Origin of the sequence: Gottfriedia acidiceleris, assembly GCF_050457485.1 — a bacterium.
Classification (GTDB): domain Bacteria; phylum Bacillota; class Bacilli; order Bacillales; family Bacillaceae_G; genus Gottfriedia; species Gottfriedia acidiceleris_D.
Genome location: NZ_JBCMJM010000005.1, coordinates 41,606 through 63,719, shown reverse-complemented (window position 1 = coordinate 63,719; position 22,114 = coordinate 41,606). Strand labels below are relative to the sequence as shown.

Below are 22,114 nucleotides of genomic sequence, written 5' to 3'. Positions count from 1 at the left end.
TAAACACGTAAACTAATTTGTGTTATAATAATTCCAGCTTAAAAAATATAACAGTTTCATGTTTAAAGGAGATGTAAAAACATGGCAAATATTCTTGCTATTAATGCAGGTTCATCGTCATTAAAATTTCAATTAATTGAAATGCCTAGCGAAAAAGTACTTACAATTGGTTTAGTAGAACGTATCGGTTTAAAGGATAGCGTTTTTGTAATTTCAGTAAACGGAGAAAAAATTAAAGAAGTAACTGATATTGCTGATCACTCTGTTGCAGTAAAAATGCTTCTTGAAAAGCTAACAGGTTTAGGAATTATTTCTTCATTTGATGAAATCCATGGAGTTGGACATCGTGTAGTTCACGGTGGAGAACTATTTACAGATTCTGCTTTAATTACTGAAGAAGTTGAAAAACAAATTGAACAACTTTCTGATTTAGCTCCACTTCATAACCCAGCTAACCTAGTTGGTATTCGTGCATTTAAAGAATTATTACCAAATATTCCTGCAGTAGCTGTATTCGATACTGCATTCCATCAAACAATGCCAGAAGAGTCTTACTTATATAGCTTACCTTATGAATACTATAAACAATTTGGTATTCGTAAATATGGATTCCACGGTACATCACATAAGTATGTAACAGAAAGAGCTGCTGAATTAATTGGTAAGCCACTAGAAGAGTTAAGACTTATTTCATGTCACTTAGGAAATGGTGCAAGTATTGCTGCAGTTGAAGGTGGAAAATCAATCGATACTTCAATGGGATTCACTCCACTTGCTGGTGTAACAATGGGAACTCGTTCAGGTAACTTAGACCCAGCTTTAATTCCATTTATTATGGAAAAAACAGGCAAAACAGCTGAGGAAGTACTTGATGTATTAAATAAACAAAGTGGTATGCTTGGTATCTCTGGATTCTCAAGTGACTTACGTGATATTGAGACTGCAGCTGAAGAAGGTAATAAACGAGCTAAAATCGCTCAAAGTGTATTCATTGAACGTATTCACAAATATTTAGGTTCTTACGCTGCTCGTATGAAAGGCGTAGATGCGATCATTTTCACTGCTGGTATTGGTGAAAATGGACCGGAAATTCGTCAAGCCGTACTAGAAGGGCTTGAATTTATGGGTGTTTATTTTGACCCAAGTAAAAATAACTTTAGAGGAAAAGAAGCTTTCATTAGCTTTGATCACTCTCCAGTTAAAGTAATTGTAATTCCAACTAATGAAGAAGTTGTAATCGCAAGAGATGTAGTACGAGTTGGAATGAAATAATCTGTTAGTAAACATAAACGTAGAGCATACAAAAATAGATGACCTCATATTCTTAAATTGAGATCACTTTTTGGCTCTACGTTTTTTTATATTCGAGGTGATAGTATGGATCAAATGAAAGAGTATAATTTATGGCTTGAACTTAACGATTTGATTGAAAAGAAACAACAACAGCAAAATTTAAATAAATTAGAACTATTGTATCAAAATGCTTCTAATTTTCTCCTCCAAAAAATACCTCAAAGCTATTCGAATACTTTTAATGAATTTTTTTCAACTGCTTTTTTCCACACTCAATCTTTAATACAAACAACAAAACAGTTTCAAGAAAAGAAATTAGATATACTTAATCGAGCACAAATTTTAAGAAGTGATGTTAAGACAATAAGTGATTTAAGAAAGCTACCATTAAGACAATTGAATTTTTTAGCTGAACAAGAAATATCGAAAGCATTAATAGTCTCAAGTGTTCAAGGTGGAATAAGTGGAACTAGTACAAAGCTTGCTTTATTTGGTGATTTACCGGCTTTATTATTTATTAATCTTAAAACGGTACAAGAAATAGCACTTTGTTATGGTTATGATGTAAGTATTCCAAAAGAGATGGAATGTAGCTTAAAAGTACTACAAGGTGCAATCCTCCCATCAAACGAAAAATACGGTGTTTGGAGTAAGTTAATGAACGATATTTTAAAGCATGAGGATTCTGACGTATTTGCAACTTGGGAAAATGAATTTAATGGAGAAGGGGTCTATTACACAGTCATATTACAAATGTGCAAGTTATTAATGATCCATTCATTACGGAATAAGGTTTTAGGTGGTATTCCTTTATTAGGCGTTACTGTTGGGGCAAAATGGAATGAATCTTTTACAAAAAACGTATTAGAATATACAAAGAAATTTTATCAATATCGTATATTATCGGAACGGGTAAACCAGGAGCTAACAGATTAAATCACAAATTGAGGAGTAGTAAACGAAATACTTGAACATCCATTAGACAATTTACGATTAACTAATCGGATACCCGTTTGGTTGTAAACGAGGATGTGGTATGCTAAAAGAAAACCATTCAAGGAGACAGTTATGAAGCCTACATCAAGTTTTCAACTAGATCAATCCGTCGGAAAGTTACGAAAAGTGATTGACCAATTAAACAAGCAAATTAAAGAAGCATCTTCCGAAAAAGTTGCGAATGAAACCATCCGACTAAAAGAGGAACTGAAAACAATCGGAGATACGCTTTTACAAATTCAAAAGCGCGAAAATGAATAAACATAATAATACAAGTAAAAAAGCTAACAAAATTTATTGTTAGCTTTTTTAGGGTGTTGAAATTAAAACGGTCAATAGGGAAAGCGGAAATCAAGTGAAGATTTATTAAAGATTATGATTCAATTATCGCTTTTGGATAATTTATTACTGGTGTTAAAGATAATATATTTAACAATTTTTTATTCCAACAACACTAGAAACATTTTTTCAGAAGAAATATTATAAGCTAAATTAAGCAAATTCTTTAGAAAAACAAATTCAATTGATTAGTTTTATTAATTAATGTCTAATATTATTAGATCTACAATCAGACTGTTATTTTACTCTAAGTAAAGGCTATTTGATTAGGTTTTTATTGCGACTTTTTTTGATGAATAAGTTGATTGGAACGGAGGGGTGCTCGACTCCTATGGGATAAGCGGGAAGGCTAAAGACCCCGCAGGCTTGCCGAGGAGGCTAAAGAATCTCGCCCCATGGAAAGCGAGCATCCTGTAGTGGAAATCAACATCACTAAACTCCTTTACGGAAATTTGGTAATTTTGATAGGGTTGTTTTTCAACAGTGAGAAAAAGCTAACAAATTTATTGTTAGCTTTTTAACCATGTATTTTTGTCTCATTGGACATTTGTTGGTTACTTCTAAACCAAATCCAAAGATCGTTAATAATTGATGCTAATTCTGCAATCTCAGAATTTAATTTACAGCTCAAAACAAAATCAGATTCATGATTTAATTGTTCCTGTTTATGATTAATCGAAAACTCTAAACGTTTAATATGATCAGGTATTTCACCACGGATATATTCCCATTCAGTAAGAATCATTAGTTGTTGATCGTGAGAGTAATCTTCCCAATCCAACTTTAGGCTTGGTAGAAAAATACCTAATCGTTCATCGTATGAAAAATAATCTTGTAACATTTTTTACTCCCCCTCATGACTATATTATACATTGAAAAAAACAAGTGAAACATATTGATTTTTTTAAATTTCTAGATTTGTGAAATAAAAATTGTTTGTAAATAGCCTAAAATCTAAAAATAAAAATTATTAAAATAAAAGGAAAATAATTCATAATAATAGAAAACATAGTTATCTTTTAATAAAATAATCTTACTAAATTAAAGATATATGTATAAGATAATGACATAATTTTTAAAGGATTGGCTTTATGCTTACAATAACCGATAAAAAAGGTTAATGAGAATAGATTTTACAAATACATACAATTGATTGATTTATCTAGATGATTTTCAAAAATATAAAAAATTATTTAGACTCGAAAGGAAGAGTTTTATGAGGCATGCTGTCATTACGGCAGGATCAAAGGGGTTAGGGAAGAAAGTCACTGAAGCATTTTTGAAGGATGGTTATTCAGTAACTGTTACGTACTTTTCTGATGAACAGGCTATCAAAGAGCGAAAAGAAGAATGGAAGGATTATTTGGACCGGGTTCTTTTTGTAAAAGGTGATATTTGCGATAAACAATTTATTAATGAGATTGTCTCAAAAACGATGGAAAGATTCGGTAGAGTCGATTGTCTTATCAATAATGCTGGCCCGTATTTATTTAACCGTAAAAAACTGGCTGACTACACTGATGAAGAGTGGGAATACTTGTTGTATGGAAATTTGCACAGCGTGTTTTATCTTTTAAAGCAAATTATTCCAATTATGAGAAAGCAGAAATATGGACGTATCATAAATTATGGATTCCAAGGTGCCAATTCAGCTTCGGGATGGATTTATCGTTCTGCATTTAGTGCAGCTAAAGTAGGTCTAGTTTCATTGACTAAAACAATAGCCTATGAGGAAGCAGAGAATGGTATAACATCTAATATGATTTGTCCTGGGGATATTTTTGGTGATATGAAAGAAGCAAATCAAACTGAAGCGAGTAAGGATGGAAAAGGTCTTGCACCAGTTGGAAGATCTGGTACTGGGGAAGATGTAGCAAGAATGGTGCAATTTTTGTGTAAGGAAGAGTCTGATTTTATAACAGGTGATATCTTTGAGGTCACTGGTGGCTTGGATGTCATTAATAAATACAGACATATTCCATTATCATAAGAATTCGTGGGACAATTCCATTTTTAAAGCATAATTTATAGTAAAAAAGATTCTGAATTAATATTTATTAATTGAAATTAAGCGTTTTCATTTTCTGCACTATATGTTTTGTGTTAATATAAAAATGTATTATTTTTTAATAAATAGAGCTCATCCTAAGAGGCACGAATTAAATATATTTCAGGGGGAAATAACATGCGTATTGGGGTACCAAAAGAAATAAAAAACAACGAAAATCGTGTAGCAATGACACCAGCTGGAGTAATGAACTTAGTTGGACATGGTCATTCAGTTTACATTGAAACAAATGCTGGAATTGGTTCAGGATTTACTAATGAAGAATACGTAAATGCTGGCGCAACAATTGTTGAAACAGCTGAAGAGGCTTGGAATAATGAAATGGTTATGAAAGTTAAAGAACCAATTCCAAGCGAATATGGATACTTCCGTGAAGGATTAATTTTATTCACATACTTACATTTAGCTCCAGAGCCTGAATTAACTAAGGCTTTAATTGATAATAAAGTAGTAGGAATTGCTTACGAAACTGTACAAGTTGGTAATACATTACCGTTATTAACTCCAATGAGTGAAGTTGCAGGACGTATGTCAGCTCAAATCGGTGCTCAATTCCTTGAGAAAAATAAAGGCGGAAAAGGTATTTTATTAGGTGGAGTACCAGGAGTACGTCGTGGAAATGTTACAATCATTGGTGGAGGTGTAGCAGGAACAAATGCTGCTAAAGTAGCTGTTGGTCTTGGTGCTCATGTAACGATGATTGACTTAAATCCAGATCGTTTACGTCAATTAGATGATATTTTTGGTCATCAAATTACGACTTTAATGTCAAACCCTTACAATATTGCTGAAGCGGTTAAAGAATCTGATCTTGTAATCGGTGCAGTATTAATTCCAGGTGCAAAAGCGCCAAAACTTGTTACAAAAGAAATGATTGAATCAATGGAACCAGGTTCAGTTGTAGTTGATATTGCAATTGACCAAGGTGGTATTTTCGAAACAACAGATCGTATTACAACTCATGATTTCCCAACATATGAGAAGCATGGAGTAGTACACTACGCTGTAGCAAACATGCCTGGTGCAGTACCTCGTACTTCTACAATGGCATTAACAAATGTTACAGTACCTTATGCAGTTCAAATTGCTAACAAAGGTTATCAAAAAGCTTGCTTAGATAACTCTGCATTATTCAAAGGTATTAATACACTTGATGGATATGTAACTTACGAAGCAGTAGCTGAAGCTCACGGCTTAGAATATAAAGAAGCAACTACTTTATTACAAGGTACATCTGTTTCTACAAACTAATTTAAAGAAAAATCCCTTTATCGAAGACGGTAAAGGGATTTTATTTTTTTCTCAATTTCAATAACATTCACTTTATATTTATAGTAAATTTATATTATAATTTCCATTTTATGTAAAAAGGAGTGAGGGGATTGGAGTTTATTTTAATCCTTATTTTTCTGATTGCAGGTATTTTCGCGTTTAACTGGCTAATGGGTTATCGTAATCAAAATATTATATTAGATTTAGATGAGCGCTATATAAATCTAAATGATTATACGAAGGCTGTGAAGGTTGAATTAGAAGGCCAAGGTAAAACAGTTGATTACAGAGGAAATAGACTTTTTATAATAAATGGTAAACAATATCATCTAATTGAACGAAATGTATCAATGGGTGGTGTTCCATTACAACATACGATCCTTCAAAAGGTTTCAGACTGTTGACAAACGCTCGCTTTCTTCGTTGCTTCGCATGTCTGCAGTGCTCATTACCTTTTAGGGTAACGCCACTCCTCACCAGGCTTCGCGCCTTGAAAGACAAGCGCTTGCAATCAGTCTGAAAATCAGATTTTAGTACTTTGTTTATACACTGAAAGAATCCCAATCTTCATCTGAAGAAAGGGATTCTTTTTCTTTATTCCTTATTCAAATTATATTCTTCTTTCAGCATGCTATATTGATACATATCTCGGTGAGCGCCTTTGAAAAACTCATGCATGCGCAATATACCATCTAAATGAAAGCCTAACTTTGTAAGAAATTTTTGTGAAGCGATATTATAATCGTATACTTCACCATATATTTTTATGAGTTTTAATTCATTAAAAGCATAATTTAGTAGATAGTTAAATGCAAATGAACCAATTCCTTTATTTTGCATTGATTGATCTCCAATTACGATTCCAAAAGCGGCATGATTATTCTCTTGATCAAGATTTCCCAATTCAATTCTTCCTACACAAATACCATTGTATTCAATTGTGAACAAGTGGAGATTAGGTTTAAGTCCGTCAAAATATTTTTCATAGCCTTGTACCATTTCATCTAAAGAACGTGGTTTTTCTATTCCTACAAGCTTACCAATCTTATCATCACATTCCCATTTATGCATAATAGGGATATCTGAGGGAAGTACTTGTCGAATATTTATTAATCCGCTTTGATTCATATTATAGGATAATTAATTCTTTAGGGAACTTCGTTAATGTCATTGCACCTGTTTCTGTAATAACGATATCATCTTCAATACGAACTCCACCAACATTTGGTACATAGATTCCTGGCTCGATTGTATATGACATACCAGTTTTAATAATATCAGTATTTGAATCATTTACTGATGGGTAATCGTGGATACCAATACCTAAACCGTGACCAATACGGTGAACGAAGTATTCGCCATATCCAGCATCTGTGATAATTTGACGAGCAGCACGATCAACATTTCCTAATACCTCGCCCGGTTTACTTACTTCGATTGCAGCAAGTTGACCTTTTAAAACGGTTTCATAAATTTCTCGTTGTTGCTCATTTGGTTGACCAAACATTACTGTACGAGTAATATCTGAGCAATATCCATCAACGATAAAACCTAAGTCCATTAGTACGAAATCACCTTTTTTAATTGGGTTTGTACCTGGATTTCCATGTGGTAACGCTGAGTTTGCACCAGTTAAAATTAAAGTGCTAAATGAAGTTTTAGAAATACCTTTTTTCTTCATTTCGTATTCCATTTCAGCAATTAAATCCATTTCTGTTTTGCCTTCAGCAATACGATCAACAATAATTTGGCAAGCCATGTCAGCAGCTTCAGCAGCAACTTGCATACGACGAATTTCTTCACTATCTTTAATTAAACGTAAGTCATGTAATTTTTCCTCAGCTGCAAGGAATTGTACGCCAGGGAAAAGTTGTACTAATCTTTCATAGCGGCCAACAAGAAGATGTTCTTTTTCGATCGCCATACGATTTACTGTAATATTACGTTTTGCTAATGATTCTTGTATCATTGCCCAAGGATCTTGACTATCATTAAAGCCGATTACGTCATATTTCCAGCCTGCGTTTTGCACATGTCCAACTTCCATTTGTGGACAGACAAGAATTGGCTCATCATTTGGAAATACAAGACAAGCTAAAAGACGTTCATGTGGATTACAATGGAAATTAGTTAAATAAAATACGTTCTCAGTAGATGTAATAAATCCTAGTTGAATATCTTGCTCTTTTAACCAAGTTGATAGATTTTGTATACGGTGTTCCATTTGTAACATCCTTTCTTAAAAAACAAATTACTGCAATAAACAAAAAAGTCTTTACAGTTTATAACACTCTTATTTTATCATTTTTTATCGAATTACGTAAAATAGTTAACTTATTTCTTATTTTTGTAATAGAAAATAATCTGTTAAAATGTGGTAGTGACTAATTTTATAATAAAGGAGCGACTTCATTTGAAAATTACATATTTTGGGCACAGTGTTATTTTAGTAGAACACGGTCAAGATTCAATTATTATTGACCCATTTATTAACGGTAATCCACATACTAATGTGAAGGTAGAAAATATTAAAGTGAATTATATTTATGTAACACATGGTCATGGCGATCATTTAGGTGACACAGTTGAACTAGCAAAACGAAATGATGCAACTGTTATTGCTCCTGTGGAATTAGCAACTTGGATCTCGTGGCAAGGTGTCAAAGTTGTCGCTATGCATATCGGGGGAGAAAAAGAGTTTTCTTTTGGTAAATTAAAATTAGTAGAAGCAATCCATGGTTCAAGTATTGTTGATGAAGAAAATAAACAAATAATTAATGTAGGACCACCGTCAGGCGTTTTATTAAAAATAGCTGGTAAAACAATTTATCATGCTGGTGATACTGCATTATACAGAGGTATGAAAACATTAGGTGAGTACGAAAAGATCGATATAGCCTATTTACCAATTGGTAATCATTTTACAATGGGAATCGACGATGCAGTAATTGCTTCTGAATGGATTAACGCACAGCAAGTAATTCCGATGCATTATAATACATTTCCACCAATCCAAGTAGACCCAAATGAGTTCCTTGCAAAATTACCAAAGAATAATGGTTTCATTCATGAGCCAAATACAACAATTTCACTATTGTAGTATAAGTCATCGAAGAAAATATTAGTACAGTATTAGAAGCACGTTGAAACGTGCTTTTTTTCATGGTATGAATTGTTATATAATAGTTAATAAAAATATTAATACAACCATTGAAAGCTTGGTGAGGTAATTGACTACAAAGCACGATCAAATACTAGAACATATTGAACAACTACCGGTCGGTCATAAAATATCAGTAAGACAAATTGCAAAAGATTTAAGTGTAAGTGAAGGTACTGCATATAGAGCAATAAAAGATGCGGAAAACAAAGGATTTGTTAGTACCATTGAACGTGTAGGTACGATTCGAATTGAAACGAAACGAAAAGAAAATATTGAAAAATTAACTTTTGCCGAAGTTGTTAATATTGTTGATGGACAAGTTTTAGGTGGTAAAGAAGGATTACATAAAACACTTAATAAGTTTGTTATTGGTGCAATGCAGCTTGATGCGATGATGAGATATATTAGTGCAAATAATTTATTAATCGTCGGAAACAGAGTGAAAGCACATGAATTAGCATTAAAAGAAGGGTCAGCGGTTTTAGTAACAGGTGGATTTGATACAGATGAAAGTGTTAAACGTCTTGCGGATGAAATGAAAATGCCGATTATTTCTTCTAGTTATGATACGTTTACTGTTGCGACGTTAATTAATAGAGCAATTTATGATCAGTTAATTAAGAAAGATATAGTACTAGTTGAGGATATACTCATTCCAACTGAAAAAACAGCTACACTATCTCCATTTGATGATGTGGAAAAGTGGTATGAACATAACAGAGACACAGGTCATGGAAGATATCCAGTAATTGATGATCGAGGTAAGCTAATAGGAATTGTAACTTCAAAGGATATCATACATGAACAACGTACTCAAAGAATTGATAAAGTGATGACTAGACAACCAATAAGTGTAAATGAAAAGATGTCGGTTGCGGCAGCTGCTAGAATGATGGTTTGGGAAGGCATAGAGTTGCTACCAGTTGTAAATACATCGAATAACTTAATCGGTATTATAAGTCGTCAAGATGTGCTTGAAGCATTACAGCAATTGCAACGTCAACCTCAAGTGGGAGAAACAATTGATGATATAGTTACTAGTCAATTTCATAATAATAAAGATCAAAAAAATGATGACTTTACGATTAGATGTAATGTAACTCCTCAAATGACGAATGTAATTGGTACTCTTTCACATGGCGTATTTACGACAATTGTAACGGAGGCCGGTAAACGAGCAGTTCGTGATATGAAAAAAGGGGACTTAATCGTAGAAAATATTACAATTTACTTCGTACAGCCAGTTCAAATTGATGATGTAATTGAAATTAAACCAAAAGTTTTAGAATTAGGACGTAAGTTTGGAAAAGTTGATGTTGAAGTATTTCAGCAAGGAATATTAGTTGGTAAAGCATTAATGATGATGCAGTTATTAGATCGATGAGAAATGGAAGCCCTAATAGGCTTCCATTTTTTTAGTTACTAGAAATCAAGGAATAAAAAAAGCAGGAAACCATTCCCTGCTTTGAAGTTTATGAAAAAATCATCCCGTATTTTTAATTCGAAAGTAGTTTATTAACTCGATTAACAAATTCATTATTTTCGTTTCTAGTATCAAAATCTTTTGCTAAGTCATATACAATTTTCTCTAATTTCTCTAAGTCATAAATAAATTCATCTTCATTTATTTTCAATTTTTTCGCCATAAATAATGCTGCTAGCCAAAACTCAAATTTATATGATAGATTCGAAAGATTATCACATAAATCAACATGTTTATAGAACAATTCAATTGCTCTGTCAGGATCACAAAAAGTTAAAAAAATCATTTGTTCACTTAGTTCAGGAATGTATTTTGTGCGATTGTATGTTACAAAATAAGCTTTTTGTTGAATAATTAATGCTTCATCCATTTTGTTTTCTTCTAATAAAGGAAGCAGTAATTTTGAGTAGGATTTGTGAATCGCTTCGTCACAATCAACTGAGCTATTCATTATTTTATTTTGTAAATTTAACGCTTCTTGAAGATGATCAGTTTTTAGTAAATAAATCATTTCACCATACATTTCACATTTTTCACAATTACTTAAATGATCCCTTGGAGATTTTTTATATAGTAGATAGTTTTGTTTTGCGTAATCAAATTGATTTAAATATAAGTTCATTATAAATAGAGCTTGAAAATAAGGTCTTAAAGAATAGTTAGCAATTACTAAACGATTCTTAAAATCCTCGAAATAATGGTGAATTTCTTCTAACGAGAATCTGAGGGACTGAGGTATTATTTCTAACAACCACTTGTACAACCATAGAATCTGCTCTTGCTCGATACGTTCTTCGTTTTGATCATATAAATCTACACACCACAAAAAGGTATCAATAAATAAGTCTATTTCACCAATAGAAAAAGCAGTTTCTGCTAATTCCATATTAACGTAATATAGATATCCCCATTCCTCTTGATTCTCTAATTCTTCTGCAAAAGTAAGTAGCTTTTGAAGTTTAATACTAGAATGTGATAATTCTACTAGTTCATCAAATTTAGATGAAAATAGTTCTTCTGTCATCATGTAAGTTTTCTCACTTTCTAGATTACTATAAGATTAAACCGTTTGTTTATTTTCAATTGCTTTATAATGCTTATTTTGTAAGTATCCACGATATAGATTTGCCGCACCAAATAGAATGAAAATAATACCGACACAAATTGTTATTAATTCAAGCTTTGCTACCATTTGATTTATACCGTAAAGCAATAAGAATAATCCAAAAGTTAATCTTGCACGTGATCCTGCAATTTTTTTTGTTAATAGTTCGCTTGTAAAGAAAAATTTGGTAACGTAAAATAAGAAGAATAGAAAAGATATAATTACGATTGTTGCAATGCTATTCACTTAGCTTCCACCTTTCAATGACTAATACATAATTCTATTTTACAGTCATAGAAACTATATTTCAAAAGTTTTCATATAAAGGAGAGTTTAATGTTGAAGGAACAAATTTTAAAAGATATACATTCGTTTGATACGATAATAATTCATCGTCATGTTCGTCCAGATCCAGATGCAATTGGTTCACAGTGCGGTTTAGCAGAGATGATTAAAGCAAGTTATCCTGCAAAAAAAGTATATGTAGTAGGACATTTACCACAATCTCTAGAGTATTTATATAAAATGGATGAAATTGCAGATGAAGTATATAAGGATGCACTTGTCATTGTTTGTGACACTGCCAATACTGAACGAGTAGATGACGCAAGATATTCAACTGGAAAGAAACTGATTAAAATTGACCATCATCCGAATGTAGATCCATACGGTGACATTATGCATGTAGATACTACTGCAAGTTCAACAAGTGAGTTAATTTTTGAACTGGCAGAAAGTAGTAATGAACAATTAGTCGTAACTGACAAAGCTGCGAGACTAATTTATGCGGGGATTATTGGAGATACAGGAAGATTTTTATTTCCAAGTACAACAGAAAGAACTTTTCATGCAGCTAGTAATTTGATAAAAAAGGATTTTTCTATTAATGAAATATATGACAATATGTACGAAACATCAATTGAGATGGCTCATTTAAATGGATATGTTCTTCAAAATTTTAAACTAACAGAAGAGGGAGTCGGTCATATAAACATGACAAAGGCTCTAATGGATGAATACAATGTAAACTCTGAACAGGCTTCATTGGCTGTAAGTTCACTTGGACATATAAAAGGGGTAAAGGCTTGGGTTATCTTTTTAGAAGAAGAAGATTTAATTCGAGTACGTCTTCGTTCAAAAGGACCAGTTATAAATGGAGTAGCTGCTATGTTTAACGGGGGTGGACATCCGCTTGCATCTGGAGCAAAAGTCTTCTCTTGGGAAGAAGCAGAAAAAGTAGTGGAAGAATTAAAAAAGGTTTGTAGGGAAGAAAAATAAAGCTTAAAAAATAAATTTGAGAGGCTAATCGAATACTAGCCTCTCATTTATTTTGTGCTTTTTATTTTTAATGTGATTTCTAATACGGTATCAAAGTAGATTGTATCTATTTCAAGTTTAAATCGCCGATCATCTTTAATATAAACTTTGTTTTCGATTGCACGTCTTAATAATTCCCGATTTTGGGAAACGCTTTTAATATCTTGAGTAAGTAAATTACTTAGGTCATCCTTTACATCAGTAACAAGTTGAAGATTAGTAAATTCATTTAGATTGTATTGTTTGTAATTTAATATTGTCACTTTGATTTCTTGAACTGTTAAATTTCGTTTCTTTTCCTTGTTCATTCGCTCCATATTTTCAAAAAATATATTTTTATCCCTTAAATATTCTTTATTTAGCATTTTCAATTCAGATATTTGTTTTACTTGCTCTTCTTCTGTCACACCATAAAAATAAATAAAGACAAGCCAACTAATGATAAACCCGAAAAAAATGCCTACAAAAAATTTTGCCCAAGCGTGGGAGAGTTGTTCTGGAGGAGCTTTCATTAAACATGTTCTCCTGTAAACCACTGCATAATGATTGTACCTGTATGAGTTCCTCCCATGGCGGCTATAATCATGAAAATTTGCTTAATGAATTCGATTGTTTCTCCTTCAAACAATCCTTTTTCAAAACTATAGAATGTATCAAATGTTCCACCAATCGCCCCAACAATTGCCCAAATTCGTAACTTCATTGATAAATCATACATGCTGCTAAGTGGTGGCTGTCCAATGACGTAGTAACCGATTGAACCAATTATCGATCCACCTATTATGATTCCTAGTGAAATAAAATACATTGAAATTAATGCTGGTATAAATGGCAACTTAAGCTCCAATTGTCCTCACTCCCTCAATTAATATATATGGACAAAGTGTTATGTGTATGATGAGTATTAAAGTAAGTTTAAATAAAAGATTTGTTTTAATTTTCACGAACTAAAATAGAATGTAAGTTCGTATTTTGTGATAGAATAGATTATATTGAAAAGATGGTAAGGAGGAATGTAGATGAGTTTTGTTCATTTGCAAGTTCAAAGTTCTTATAGTTTATTGCAAAGCGCATGTAAAATAGATGAATTAGTTAATGCTGCTGTTAGAGAAGGACATCCTGCGCTTGCTATTGCAGATGAAAATGTCATGTACGGGGTAATTCCTTTTTATCATGCGTGTAAAAAAGCAGGGATTAAGCCAATTATTGGGTTGAAAATCTCAATTTTAATGGATGAACATCAGACTTATCCGATGATTTTACTAGCGAAAGATTTGACTGGCTATCAAAACCTTTTAAAACTTACAAGTATAATAGGGACAAAATCACCAGAAGGAATTCCTAAAAAGTGGTTATCGGCATATAGTAACGGCGTGATTGCAATTACGCCAGGAATCGAAGGAGAAATTGAAAACTTACTATTGAATGGAGAAATAGAAAGAGCTATTGTTCATTTAAAAGAGTATCAATCAATTTTTGATCAATTTTTTGTCAGTATTCAAGATCACGGTTTACCTGAAGATCGTTTGCTTTACCCATTAATTAAACAAGTACAAAAAGAAACAAACATCAGTTTAGTTGTTACAAATGACGTTCGATATATTGAAAAAGAGGATGCACTTATTCAAGATGCATTATTTTCAGTTAAAAATGGTACTAAGTTATCGGACGAATCAAGACCAAGATTACATTCGAACGAATATTATTATAAATCAAAAGCCGAATTATTGAAGCTGTTTTCTGATGAGGAAGAAGCAGTTCAAAACACTATACATATTTCAGATATATGTAATGTAACGATTCCTTTTCATCAGCCGTTATTGCCTAAGTATCCAGTACCTGATGAATATTCAACAGTGGAATATTTAAAAATGGTTTGTGAAAATGGCATGATTGAGCGGTACGGGGAAATAAATGATGAACTTAAACAAAGATTAGAATTTGAGTTAAATACAATCAATAAGATGGGATTTAATGATTACTTCCTCATTGTTTGGGACTTTATTAAATATGCACTTGAACAAGGGATATTTGTTGGACCAGGACGTGGTTCCGCCGCGGGATCTTTAGTGGCTTACGTATTAAAAATTACGAATGTAGACCCAATACATTATAATTTACTATTTGAACGATTTTTAAATGAAGAAAGAATTACAATGCCAGATATTGATATTGACTTTCCAGATCATAGACGAGATGAAATGATTGATTATGTCGCTTCAAAATATGGTGATGTACATGTTGCACAAATTATTACATTCGGAACATTAGGAGCAAAAGCAGCCATCCGAGATATTGCCAGGGTAATGGGGCTTACACCAACTGAAATAGATCGGTATTCAAAGCTAATTCCATCATCTCTAGGAAATTCATTAAAAGATGTGTATGAGCAATCTAAAGCATTTAAAAGTCATGTTGAACATTCTGGTATTCATAAACGGATATTTGAGGTTGCTTGCCAAGTTGAAGGATTACCTCGGCATACAAGCATTCATGCAGCAGGTGTAATTATTTCTGAACTTCCGTTAACAAATGTTGTCCCGTTACAAGAGGGGAATCATGGAGTGTTTTTAACACAATATCCTGCAGAAATCCTTGAAGAGCTTGGATTAGTAAAGATGGACTTCCTTGGCCTACGTAACTTAAGTTTATTGGAAGAGGTCTGTCGATTAATTTATGAAGCAAAAGGCGAAGTAATTAATTTGGCAGAAATTCCGTTACAAGATCTAAAAACATTTGAAATTCTTAGTAAAGGAGATACTTCAGGCGTATTTCAGCTAGAATCATCAGGGATGAGAAGAGTACTACAGCAATTACAGCCTAATCAGTTTGAAGATATAGTGGCTGTAAACGCGTTATATCGTCCGGGTCCAATGGAGCAAATCCCTAGATTTATTCAATATAAGCATGGATTGGAGACGGTTACGTATCCTCATCCAGTTTTAGAAAAAATATTAAAACCAACATATGGAGTAATCATATATCAAGAGCAAATCATGCAAATTGCTTCAACTCTTTCAGGGTTCACTTTAAGTGAAGCAGATTTACTTCGAAGAGCTGTAAGTAAAAAGAAGAAGGAAGTTTTAGACGAAGAAAGAATTCATTTTGTAGAAGGTGCAATAGCTAAAGGTTATGATGAACAAGTTGCAAATGAAGTATACGATTTAATTGTCCAATTTGCTAACTATGGATTTAATAGGAGTCATGCTGTTGCATATAGTATGATTGCGTATCAACTAGCATATTTAAAGGCAAATTTTCCTCTAGAATTTTATGCAGCACTTTTATCGAGTTTTATTGGAAGTGAAGAGAAAGTATCGAATTATATTGGGGAAGCAAAATTAAAAGGGATCCCAATCTATCCACCTTCAATAAATAAAAGTCAATATGCATTTGTAGTTGAAGGAAATGGAATTCGATATAGTTTATTAGCTATTAAAAATATAGGAATGGCAACTGTAAGAGAAATTCTACAAAAGCGGCCATATAAAGATTTTTTTGAAGTGTGCATTAAAATTTCACCAAAAGCATTAAACCGAAAAAGTATAGAAAATTTAATATTTTCGGGATGTTTTGATGAGTTTGAGCTCGACCGTGCAACACTTTTAGCAAATATTGATATGATTTTTGATTACGTGGATATAGTAAGACCTGAAAATGAAGATCAATTTGATTTATTTCTTGATGAAGATTTTGTGCCTAAACCAGAAATTATTAAAGTGGAGCCAATGAAAGTTTCAATTAAGCTTGAACTTGAAAAACAGGCTTTAGGTACTTATTTATCAGGTCATCCGATTAGTCAATACGAGAAGTTGCTTAATGAAAGTGATGCCGGGACTATTTCATCAATTATGCAGAAGAAAGATACAGAGCATCTACTGTTTGTCTATATTAAGGATTTAAGGATTACAAAAACAAAAAAACAACAGCATATGGCTTTTTTACAAGTTGAAGATCTAAGTACTTCAATTGATGCTGTTGTATTTCCGACTACTTTTGAAAAATCCCGACATAAATTAAAAGAAAAAGAAGTTGTCGTAGTTAAAGCAAAAGTTGATGAACGGGAAGAAAGAAAACAATTAATAATAAATGAAGTTCTTACAATCGAAGAAATGGAAGAAATAAACGACCAAAAGAAGTATACTTTATTTATTAAAATAACGGGACATACTAATAAAAATATTTCCTACACAATACAGCAAACGATCTCTAAGTTTAAAGGGCATGCGAAAGTGGTGCTTTACTATGAAGAAGATAAAAAAGCTGTTCAATTATCTGAACAATATTATGTGAATCCTTCTGTGAATTGTCTCTCGATGTTAAGAAATATTGTAGGGGATGCAAATGTTGTATTAAAGAAATAGACATTCTTCTCTAAACTATTTATTATTAACATACATGTGATATCATACAAAAAGAAAATTTTACCTTTTAAAGAGAAAATCACTAAGAAATATACAGTTGAAAAGTCAACTCGTCAACATTAGGGAGAGTGAATAGTTTGTCATTATTAAGTGAAGAAGCATTACATATGCATAGAGTACATCAAGGTAAATTAGAAACAGTTTCTAAGGTGCCAGTTACAAATGCTAAAGAACTAAGTTTAGCGTACTCACCAGGTGTTGCCGAGCCGTGTAAAGAAATTTACGAAGAAAAAAGCAGAGTGTACGAATACACAATGAAAGGTAATATGGTTGGTGTAGTATCGGATGGATCTGCCGTTCTTGGACTAGGTAATATTGGACCAGAGGCTGCATTACCTGTAATGGAAGGTAAAGCTGCGTTATTTAAAAGCTTTGCTGGTGTTGATGCATTTCCAATCTGCTTAAATACGCAAGATGTAGAGCAAATCATTCAAACAGTAAAATTGTTAGAACCTACATTTGGTGGAATAAATTTAGAGGATATTGCAGCTCCAAACTGCTTTATAATAGAAGAGCGCTTAAAGCGTGAAACAAATATTCCAATATTCCATGATGATCAACATGGAACGGCGATCGTTACACTTGCAGGGTTAGTAAATGCTTTAAAAATAGTGAATAAAAATATGGCAGATATTAAAGTGGTCCTAAATGGTGCAGGGGCTGCAGGTATTGCTATATTAAAATTATTGTATCGTTTTGGTGTTCGCCAAATTATTATGTGTGATACAAAAGGCGCGATTTACGAAGGGCGTCCAAATGGTATGAATAGCGTAAAAAATGAAGTAGCAAAATACACAAATAAAGATAAAATTCAAGGTAGCCTTAAAGAAGTACTTGAAGGGGCAGACGTATTTATTGGGGTTTCTGTAAAAGGAGCAGTAACTCAAGAAATGGTTCGATCAATGAATGAAAATCCTATTATTTTTGCAATGGCGAATCCTGATCCAGAAATTATGCCTGAAGATGCAAAAGAAGCAGGGGCTTTAGTAATTGGTACTGGTCGAAGTGATTATCCTAACCAAGTAAATAACGTTCTTGCATTCCCAGGAATTTTCCGTGGAGCATTAGATGTTCGTGCTACACATATTAATGAAGAAATGAAAATTGCTGCAGTAAATGCAATTGCAAGCTTAGTAAGTGAAGCTGATCTATCGCCAGATTTTATTATTCCAGCACCATTTGATCCTCGAGTGGCTCCAAAAGTAGCTGCTAGTGTGGCAAAAGCTGCAATGGAAACAGGGGTTGCGAGACTGAATGTTGACCCGAAAGAAATCGAAGAAAAAACAAAAAAACTAGCTTTAATTAAATAGTTTTATTACCAGATATCAATATTAATGGGGATAGTATTACAATACTAAAATTAAGTAATGTAGTACTATCCTTTTTTATCTGATATAATACTTAGATGTGGTTAAAAAGCGCAAAGATTGTTGGAAATTAAAGGAATTTCATAAAAAATATATAAATTAATTTTTTAAGATTTTCTACAAATTTCAAGTTGGTTAAATGGTTGTAATGACGAAATTTAGCTGAATTTTATCGACAAATGTTAACAAAAAGTGTATAACATTTATAGTATCCTATTAGTATTTAGTACTAAAAAAGTTAGGAGGAATTAGGTTGCAAATAAAAGACTTATTTTCCAAAAAGAAAAAATATGCATCTATACCTTCAGAAGTAATGAGACAAGATTTACCTGACGGTGTTATGACAAAATGTCCTAAATGTAAAAAAATTAGTATTACAAAAGAATTAATAAAAAACCTAAAAGTTTGTAATAGTTGTGGATATCACCATCAAATGACAGCATTCGAAAGAATCGAAAGCTTAATTGATGAAGATACTTTTGAAGAGTTTGATCAAAATATGGTTTCTGCAAATCCTTTACACTTCCCTGATTACATAGAGAAGCTTGAAGGGGATCGTAAAAAAACAGAACTTAACGAAGCGATTGTTACAGGAAAAGGAAAAATCGACGGAATTCCAGTTGTAATTGCAGTTATGGATGCAAGATTCCGAATGGGAAGCATGGGTTCTGTTGTCGGAGAGAAAATAACTCGTGCAGTTGAGCGAGCTTCATCTGACGGTTCACCATTTATTATTTTTACTGCATCTGGCGGAGCTCGTATGCAGGAAGGTATTTTAAGTTTAATGCAAATGGCAAAAACTAGTGCTGCGCTTAAAAAGCATAGCGAGCTAGGTTATTTAGCAATTTCAATTATGACAAATCCAACTACAGGTGGAGTATCTGCTAGTTTTGCATCTTTAGGCGATTTTAACTTTGCTGAGCCTGGTGCTTTAATTGGTTTTGCTGGTAGACGTATTATTGAGCAAACAATCCGTGAAGAACTACCTGAAGACTTCCAGACTGCAGAATTCCTTATGAATCATGGTCAGCTTGATGCAGTCATTTCACGATTAGAATTACGTTCAAAATTATTTACTATCCTTAACTTACATCAAGGGGGTGTCTTGCAATAGTGGTTATGTTAGAATTCGAAAAACCGATTCATGAACTAAAGACGAAAATAGACGAACTTAAGGTTTATACAAGTCAACATGATGTTGATTTTTCTGAAGAAATCAGACGTTTAGAAGAACGTTTAAAAACTTTAGAAAATGAAATATACGGTAACATGGGAGTTTGGGATCGTGTACAAGTTGCTAGACATCCAGAACGACCAACTACTTTAGATTATGTTAATAGATTATTTACAGATTTCTTTGAGTGTCATGGTGATCGATTATTTGGAGACGATGCTGCAATCGTTTCAGGGATTGCATCTTACCGTGGATTACCAGTTACTGTCGTTGGACATCAACGTGGTAAAGATACAAAAGAAAATATAAGACGTAATTTCGGTATGCCACATCCAGAAGGGTACCGAAAAGCACTTCGTTTAATGAAGCAAGCAGAGAAATTTAACAGACCAATTATCGCGTTTATCGATACAAAAGGTGCATATCCTGGTAAGGCAGCTGAAGAGCGTGGACAAAGTGAAGCAATTGCCCGGAATATTTTTGAAATGGCAGGCCTAAAAGTACCAACTATTTGTATTGTAATTGGCGAAGGTGGTAGTGGTGGAGCATTAGCATTAGGAATTGGTAATAAGTTACTGATGTTAGAAAACTCAACTTACTCTGTAATTTCACCAGAAGGTGCAGCAGCATTATTATGGAAAGATTCTTCACAAGCACGTAGAGCAGCTGAAACAATGAAAATAACAGCTCCAGACTTATTAGAATTAGGTGTAGTTGACCAAATTATTCCTGAAGTAAAAGGTGGAGCGCAAAATGATGTTGAACAACAGGCTAAGTATATCGACAAGTACTTATACGAAACATTAAAGTCACTGTTAACTATGGATAAAGAAGAGCTAGTTCAACAACGATATGAAAAACACGCAAAGTTAGGGAAAATTTCTTTTAACCAATAATATTTAGTTTAACTTCTAGAGTGTGTGAAACAATATGTTAGCATGCTCTTTTTGTATTTTTTTTATAAAATTAGTAAAAAATAGCAATATGCATAAAGATGTCGTCATACTTTTTAAAAGTGTTTCATTCATTAAAAAAAGTTTATGAAAAAGTTCACATTATTTCTATTGTTTAAATAGGCATTACATGGTACTTTATTAAAATGAATAAATGCATAAGGTAAAAACATTGAGGTGAATACATAATGAAAAGAATTGGCGTATTAACTAGTGGAGGAGACTCTCCAGGAATGAACGCTGCTGTACGTGCAGTTGTAAGGAAAGCGATTTTCCATGGTCTAGAAGTTTATGGTGTATACCAAGGTTATTCTGGTCTTATTAATGGAAATATTGAGAAGCTAGAGTTAGGTTCTGTTGGTGATATTATTCATCGTGGAGGTACAAAACTACTTAGTGCACGTTGTCCAGAATTTAAAACATTGGAAGGACAAATGAAAGGGATCGAACAACTTAAAAAGTTTGGAATTGAAGGATTAGTTGTTATTGGTGGAGATGGATCATATCAAGGTGCAAAGAAGCTGACTGAACATGGTTATCCTTGCGTTGGTGTTCCAGGTACAATTGATAATGATATTCCAGGTACAGATTTTACAATTGGATTCGATACAGCATTAAATACTGTTATTGATGCAATTGATAAAATTCGTGATACAGCGACATCACATGAGCGTACATATGTAATTGAAGTTATGGGTCGTAACGCAGGTGATATTGCATTATGGGCAGGGTTAGCTGATGGTGCAGAAACGATTTTAATACCTGAATGTGACTATGATATGGATGATATTATTAGTAAATTAAACCGCGGTAGTGAGCGTGGCAAAAAACATAGTATCATTGTAGTTGCAGAAGGTGTCGGTAGTGCGATTGAGATTGGAAAAGTAATACAAGAGCGAACTAACTTTGATACGCGTGTAACTGTTTTAGGGCATGTTCAACGTGGTGGTTCACCAAGTGCTGCTGATCGAGTTTTAGCAAGTCGTCTAGGAGCGAGAGCGGTTGAACTACTTATGGAGGGCAAAGGTGGACGTTGCGTTGGAATCCAAAATAATAAGTTAGTTGATCATGACATTATTGAAGCACTATCTAAAAAGCATGAACTTGATCGAGATATGTATCAATTATCTCAAGAACTTTCAATTTAATTAGATAGATTT

General features: G+C 33.0%; 21 protein-coding genes. 14 read left to right on the top strand and 7 right to left on the bottom strand.

Going from position 1 to position 22,114, the window contains the following annotated elements; translation table 11 throughout:
* Positions 1–81 precede the first annotated feature (81 nt).
* From ABEY15_RS05375 to ABEY15_RS05365, 3 genes are all read left to right on the top strand, one after another.
* Positions 82–1,272, top strand: coding sequence for an acetate kinase (locus ABEY15_RS05375; protein ID WP_429888941.1), 1,191 nt, complete (start codon positions 82–84; stop codon positions 1,270–1,272).
* Between the two features lie 105 nt (positions 1,273–1,377).
* On the top strand, positions 1,378–2,229 hold the full coding sequence (locus tag ABEY15_RS05370; RefSeq protein WP_429888940.1) for an EcsC family protein: 852 nt from the start codon (positions 1,378–1,380) through the stop codon (positions 2,227–2,229).
* A 132-nt stretch (positions 2,230–2,361) separates the two neighbouring features.
* Complete coding sequence (locus tag ABEY15_RS05365; RefSeq protein ID WP_429888939.1) at positions 2,362–2,550, top strand: hypothetical protein; 189 nt, start codon at positions 2,362–2,364, stop codon at positions 2,548–2,550.
* A 595-nt stretch (positions 2,551–3,145) separates the two neighbouring features.
* Here ABEY15_RS05365 and ABEY15_RS05360 read toward each other — a convergent pair.
* Complete coding sequence (locus tag ABEY15_RS05360; protein WP_429888937.1) at positions 3,146–3,469, bottom strand: hypothetical protein; 324 nt, start codon at positions 3,467–3,469, stop codon at positions 3,146–3,148.
* Between the two features lie 375 nt (positions 3,470–3,844).
* Between ABEY15_RS05360 and ABEY15_RS05355 the strand changes: the two genes are divergently transcribed.
* The 3 genes from ABEY15_RS05355 to ABEY15_RS05345 all read left to right on the top strand — a co-directional run bounded on the left by ABEY15_RS05355 (position 3,845) and on the right by ABEY15_RS05345 (position 6,372).
* Complete coding sequence (locus tag ABEY15_RS05355; protein ID WP_429888935.1) at positions 3,845–4,618, top strand: SDR family oxidoreductase; 774 nt, start codon at positions 3,845–3,847, stop codon at positions 4,616–4,618.
* Between the two features lie 195 nt (positions 4,619–4,813).
* On the top strand, positions 4,814–5,947 hold the full coding sequence (gene ald / locus ABEY15_RS05350; RefSeq protein ID WP_069034611.1) for an alanine dehydrogenase: 1,134 nt from the start codon (positions 4,814–4,816) through the stop codon (positions 5,945–5,947).
* A 131-nt stretch (positions 5,948–6,078) separates the two neighbouring features.
* On the top strand, positions 6,079–6,372 hold the full coding sequence (locus ABEY15_RS05345; RefSeq protein WP_429888934.1) for a hypothetical protein: 294 nt from the start codon (positions 6,079–6,081) through the stop codon (positions 6,370–6,372).
* Between the two features lie 190 nt (positions 6,373–6,562).
* On the opposite strand, the gene ABEY15_RS05340 is transcribed toward ABEY15_RS05345, so the two are convergent.
* Both ABEY15_RS05340 and ABEY15_RS05335 read right to left on the bottom strand, forming a co-directional pair.
* Positions 6,563–7,096, bottom strand: a complete 534-nt coding sequence (locus ABEY15_RS05340; protein WP_429888933.1) for a GNAT family N-acetyltransferase — start codon at positions 7,094–7,096, stop codon at positions 6,563–6,565.
* 1 nt (position 7,097) lies between these two features.
* Complete coding sequence (locus ABEY15_RS05335; RefSeq protein WP_335479622.1) at positions 7,098–8,192, bottom strand: M24 family metallopeptidase; 1,095 nt, start codon at positions 8,190–8,192, stop codon at positions 7,098–7,100.
* Positions 8,193–8,381: 189 nt separating this feature from the next.
* On the opposite strand from ABEY15_RS05335, the gene ABEY15_RS05330 reads away from it, so the two are divergent.
* Both ABEY15_RS05330 and ABEY15_RS05325 read left to right on the top strand, forming a co-directional pair.
* A complete protein-coding gene (locus ABEY15_RS05330) occupies positions 8,382–9,068 on the top strand; it encodes a metal-dependent hydrolase (RefSeq protein ID WP_429888932.1) in 687 nt (228 codons plus the stop codon).
* Positions 9,069–9,198: 130 nt separating this feature from the next.
* On the top strand, positions 9,199–10,515 hold the full coding sequence (locus tag ABEY15_RS05325) for a DRTGG domain-containing protein (RefSeq protein WP_429888931.1): 1,317 nt from the start codon (positions 9,199–9,201) through the stop codon (positions 10,513–10,515).
* Positions 10,516–10,627: 112 nt separating this feature from the next.
* Here the strand turns inward: ABEY15_RS05325 and ABEY15_RS05320 are convergent, their stop codons facing one another.
* Both ABEY15_RS05320 and ABEY15_RS05315 read right to left on the bottom strand, forming a co-directional pair.
* On the bottom strand, positions 10,628–11,641 hold the full coding sequence (locus ABEY15_RS05320) for a hypothetical protein (protein ID WP_429888930.1): 1,014 nt from the start codon (positions 11,639–11,641) through the stop codon (positions 10,628–10,630).
* A 33-nt stretch (positions 11,642–11,674) separates the two neighbouring features.
* Positions 11,675–11,965, bottom strand: a complete 291-nt coding sequence (locus tag ABEY15_RS05315; protein ID WP_429888929.1) for a YtpI family protein — start codon at positions 11,963–11,965, stop codon at positions 11,675–11,677.
* Positions 11,966–12,058: 93 nt separating this feature from the next.
* On the opposite strand from ABEY15_RS05315, the gene ABEY15_RS05310 reads away from it, so the two are divergent.
* Positions 12,059–12,997, top strand: a complete 939-nt coding sequence (locus ABEY15_RS05310; protein WP_429888928.1) for a DHH family phosphoesterase — start codon at positions 12,059–12,061, stop codon at positions 12,995–12,997.
* Positions 12,998–13,044: 47 nt separating this feature from the next.
* Here ABEY15_RS05310 and ytrI read toward each other — a convergent pair whose 3' ends face one another.
* Positions 13,045–13,548, bottom strand: a complete 504-nt coding sequence (gene ytrI / locus ABEY15_RS05305; RefSeq protein ID WP_429888927.1) for a sporulation membrane protein YtrI — start codon at positions 13,546–13,548, stop codon at positions 13,045–13,047.
* A complete protein-coding gene (locus tag ABEY15_RS05300) occupies positions 13,548–13,844 on the bottom strand; it encodes a YtrH family sporulation protein (RefSeq protein WP_098426611.1) in 297 nt (98 codons plus the stop codon). The genes ytrI and ABEY15_RS05300 overlap by 1 nt, the downstream gene beginning before the upstream one ends.
* 211 nt (positions 13,845–14,055) lie before the next feature.
* On the opposite strand from ABEY15_RS05300, the gene dnaE reads away from it, so the two are divergent.
* From dnaE to pfkA, 5 genes are all read left to right on the top strand, one after another.
* Complete coding sequence (dnaE, locus tag ABEY15_RS05295; RefSeq protein WP_429888926.1) at positions 14,056–17,400, top strand: DNA polymerase III subunit alpha; 3,345 nt, start codon at positions 14,056–14,058, stop codon at positions 17,398–17,400.
* Between the two features lie 137 nt (positions 17,401–17,537).
* On the top strand, positions 17,538–18,770 hold the full coding sequence (locus ABEY15_RS05290; protein WP_056472228.1) for an NAD(P)-dependent malic enzyme: 1,233 nt from the start codon (positions 17,538–17,540) through the stop codon (positions 18,768–18,770).
* A gap of 370 nt (positions 18,771–19,140) precedes the next feature.
* Positions 19,141–19,941, top strand: coding sequence for an acetyl-CoA carboxylase, carboxyltransferase subunit beta (gene accD / locus ABEY15_RS05285; RefSeq protein WP_097979232.1), 801 nt, complete (start codon positions 19,141–19,143; stop codon positions 19,939–19,941).
* Complete coding sequence (accA, locus tag ABEY15_RS05280) at positions 19,941–20,897, top strand: acetyl-CoA carboxylase carboxyl transferase subunit alpha (protein ID WP_420488202.1); 957 nt, start codon at positions 19,941–19,943, stop codon at positions 20,895–20,897. Before accD ends, accA begins: the two co-directional genes overlap by 1 nt.
* A 245-nt stretch (positions 20,898–21,142) precedes the next feature.
* Positions 21,143–22,102: a 6-phosphofructokinase gene (gene pfkA / locus ABEY15_RS05275; RefSeq protein WP_098808536.1), complete on the top strand. Its 960-nt coding sequence runs from the start codon at positions 21,143–21,145 to the stop codon at positions 22,100–22,102.
* Positions 22,103–22,114: the final 12 nt, after the last annotated feature.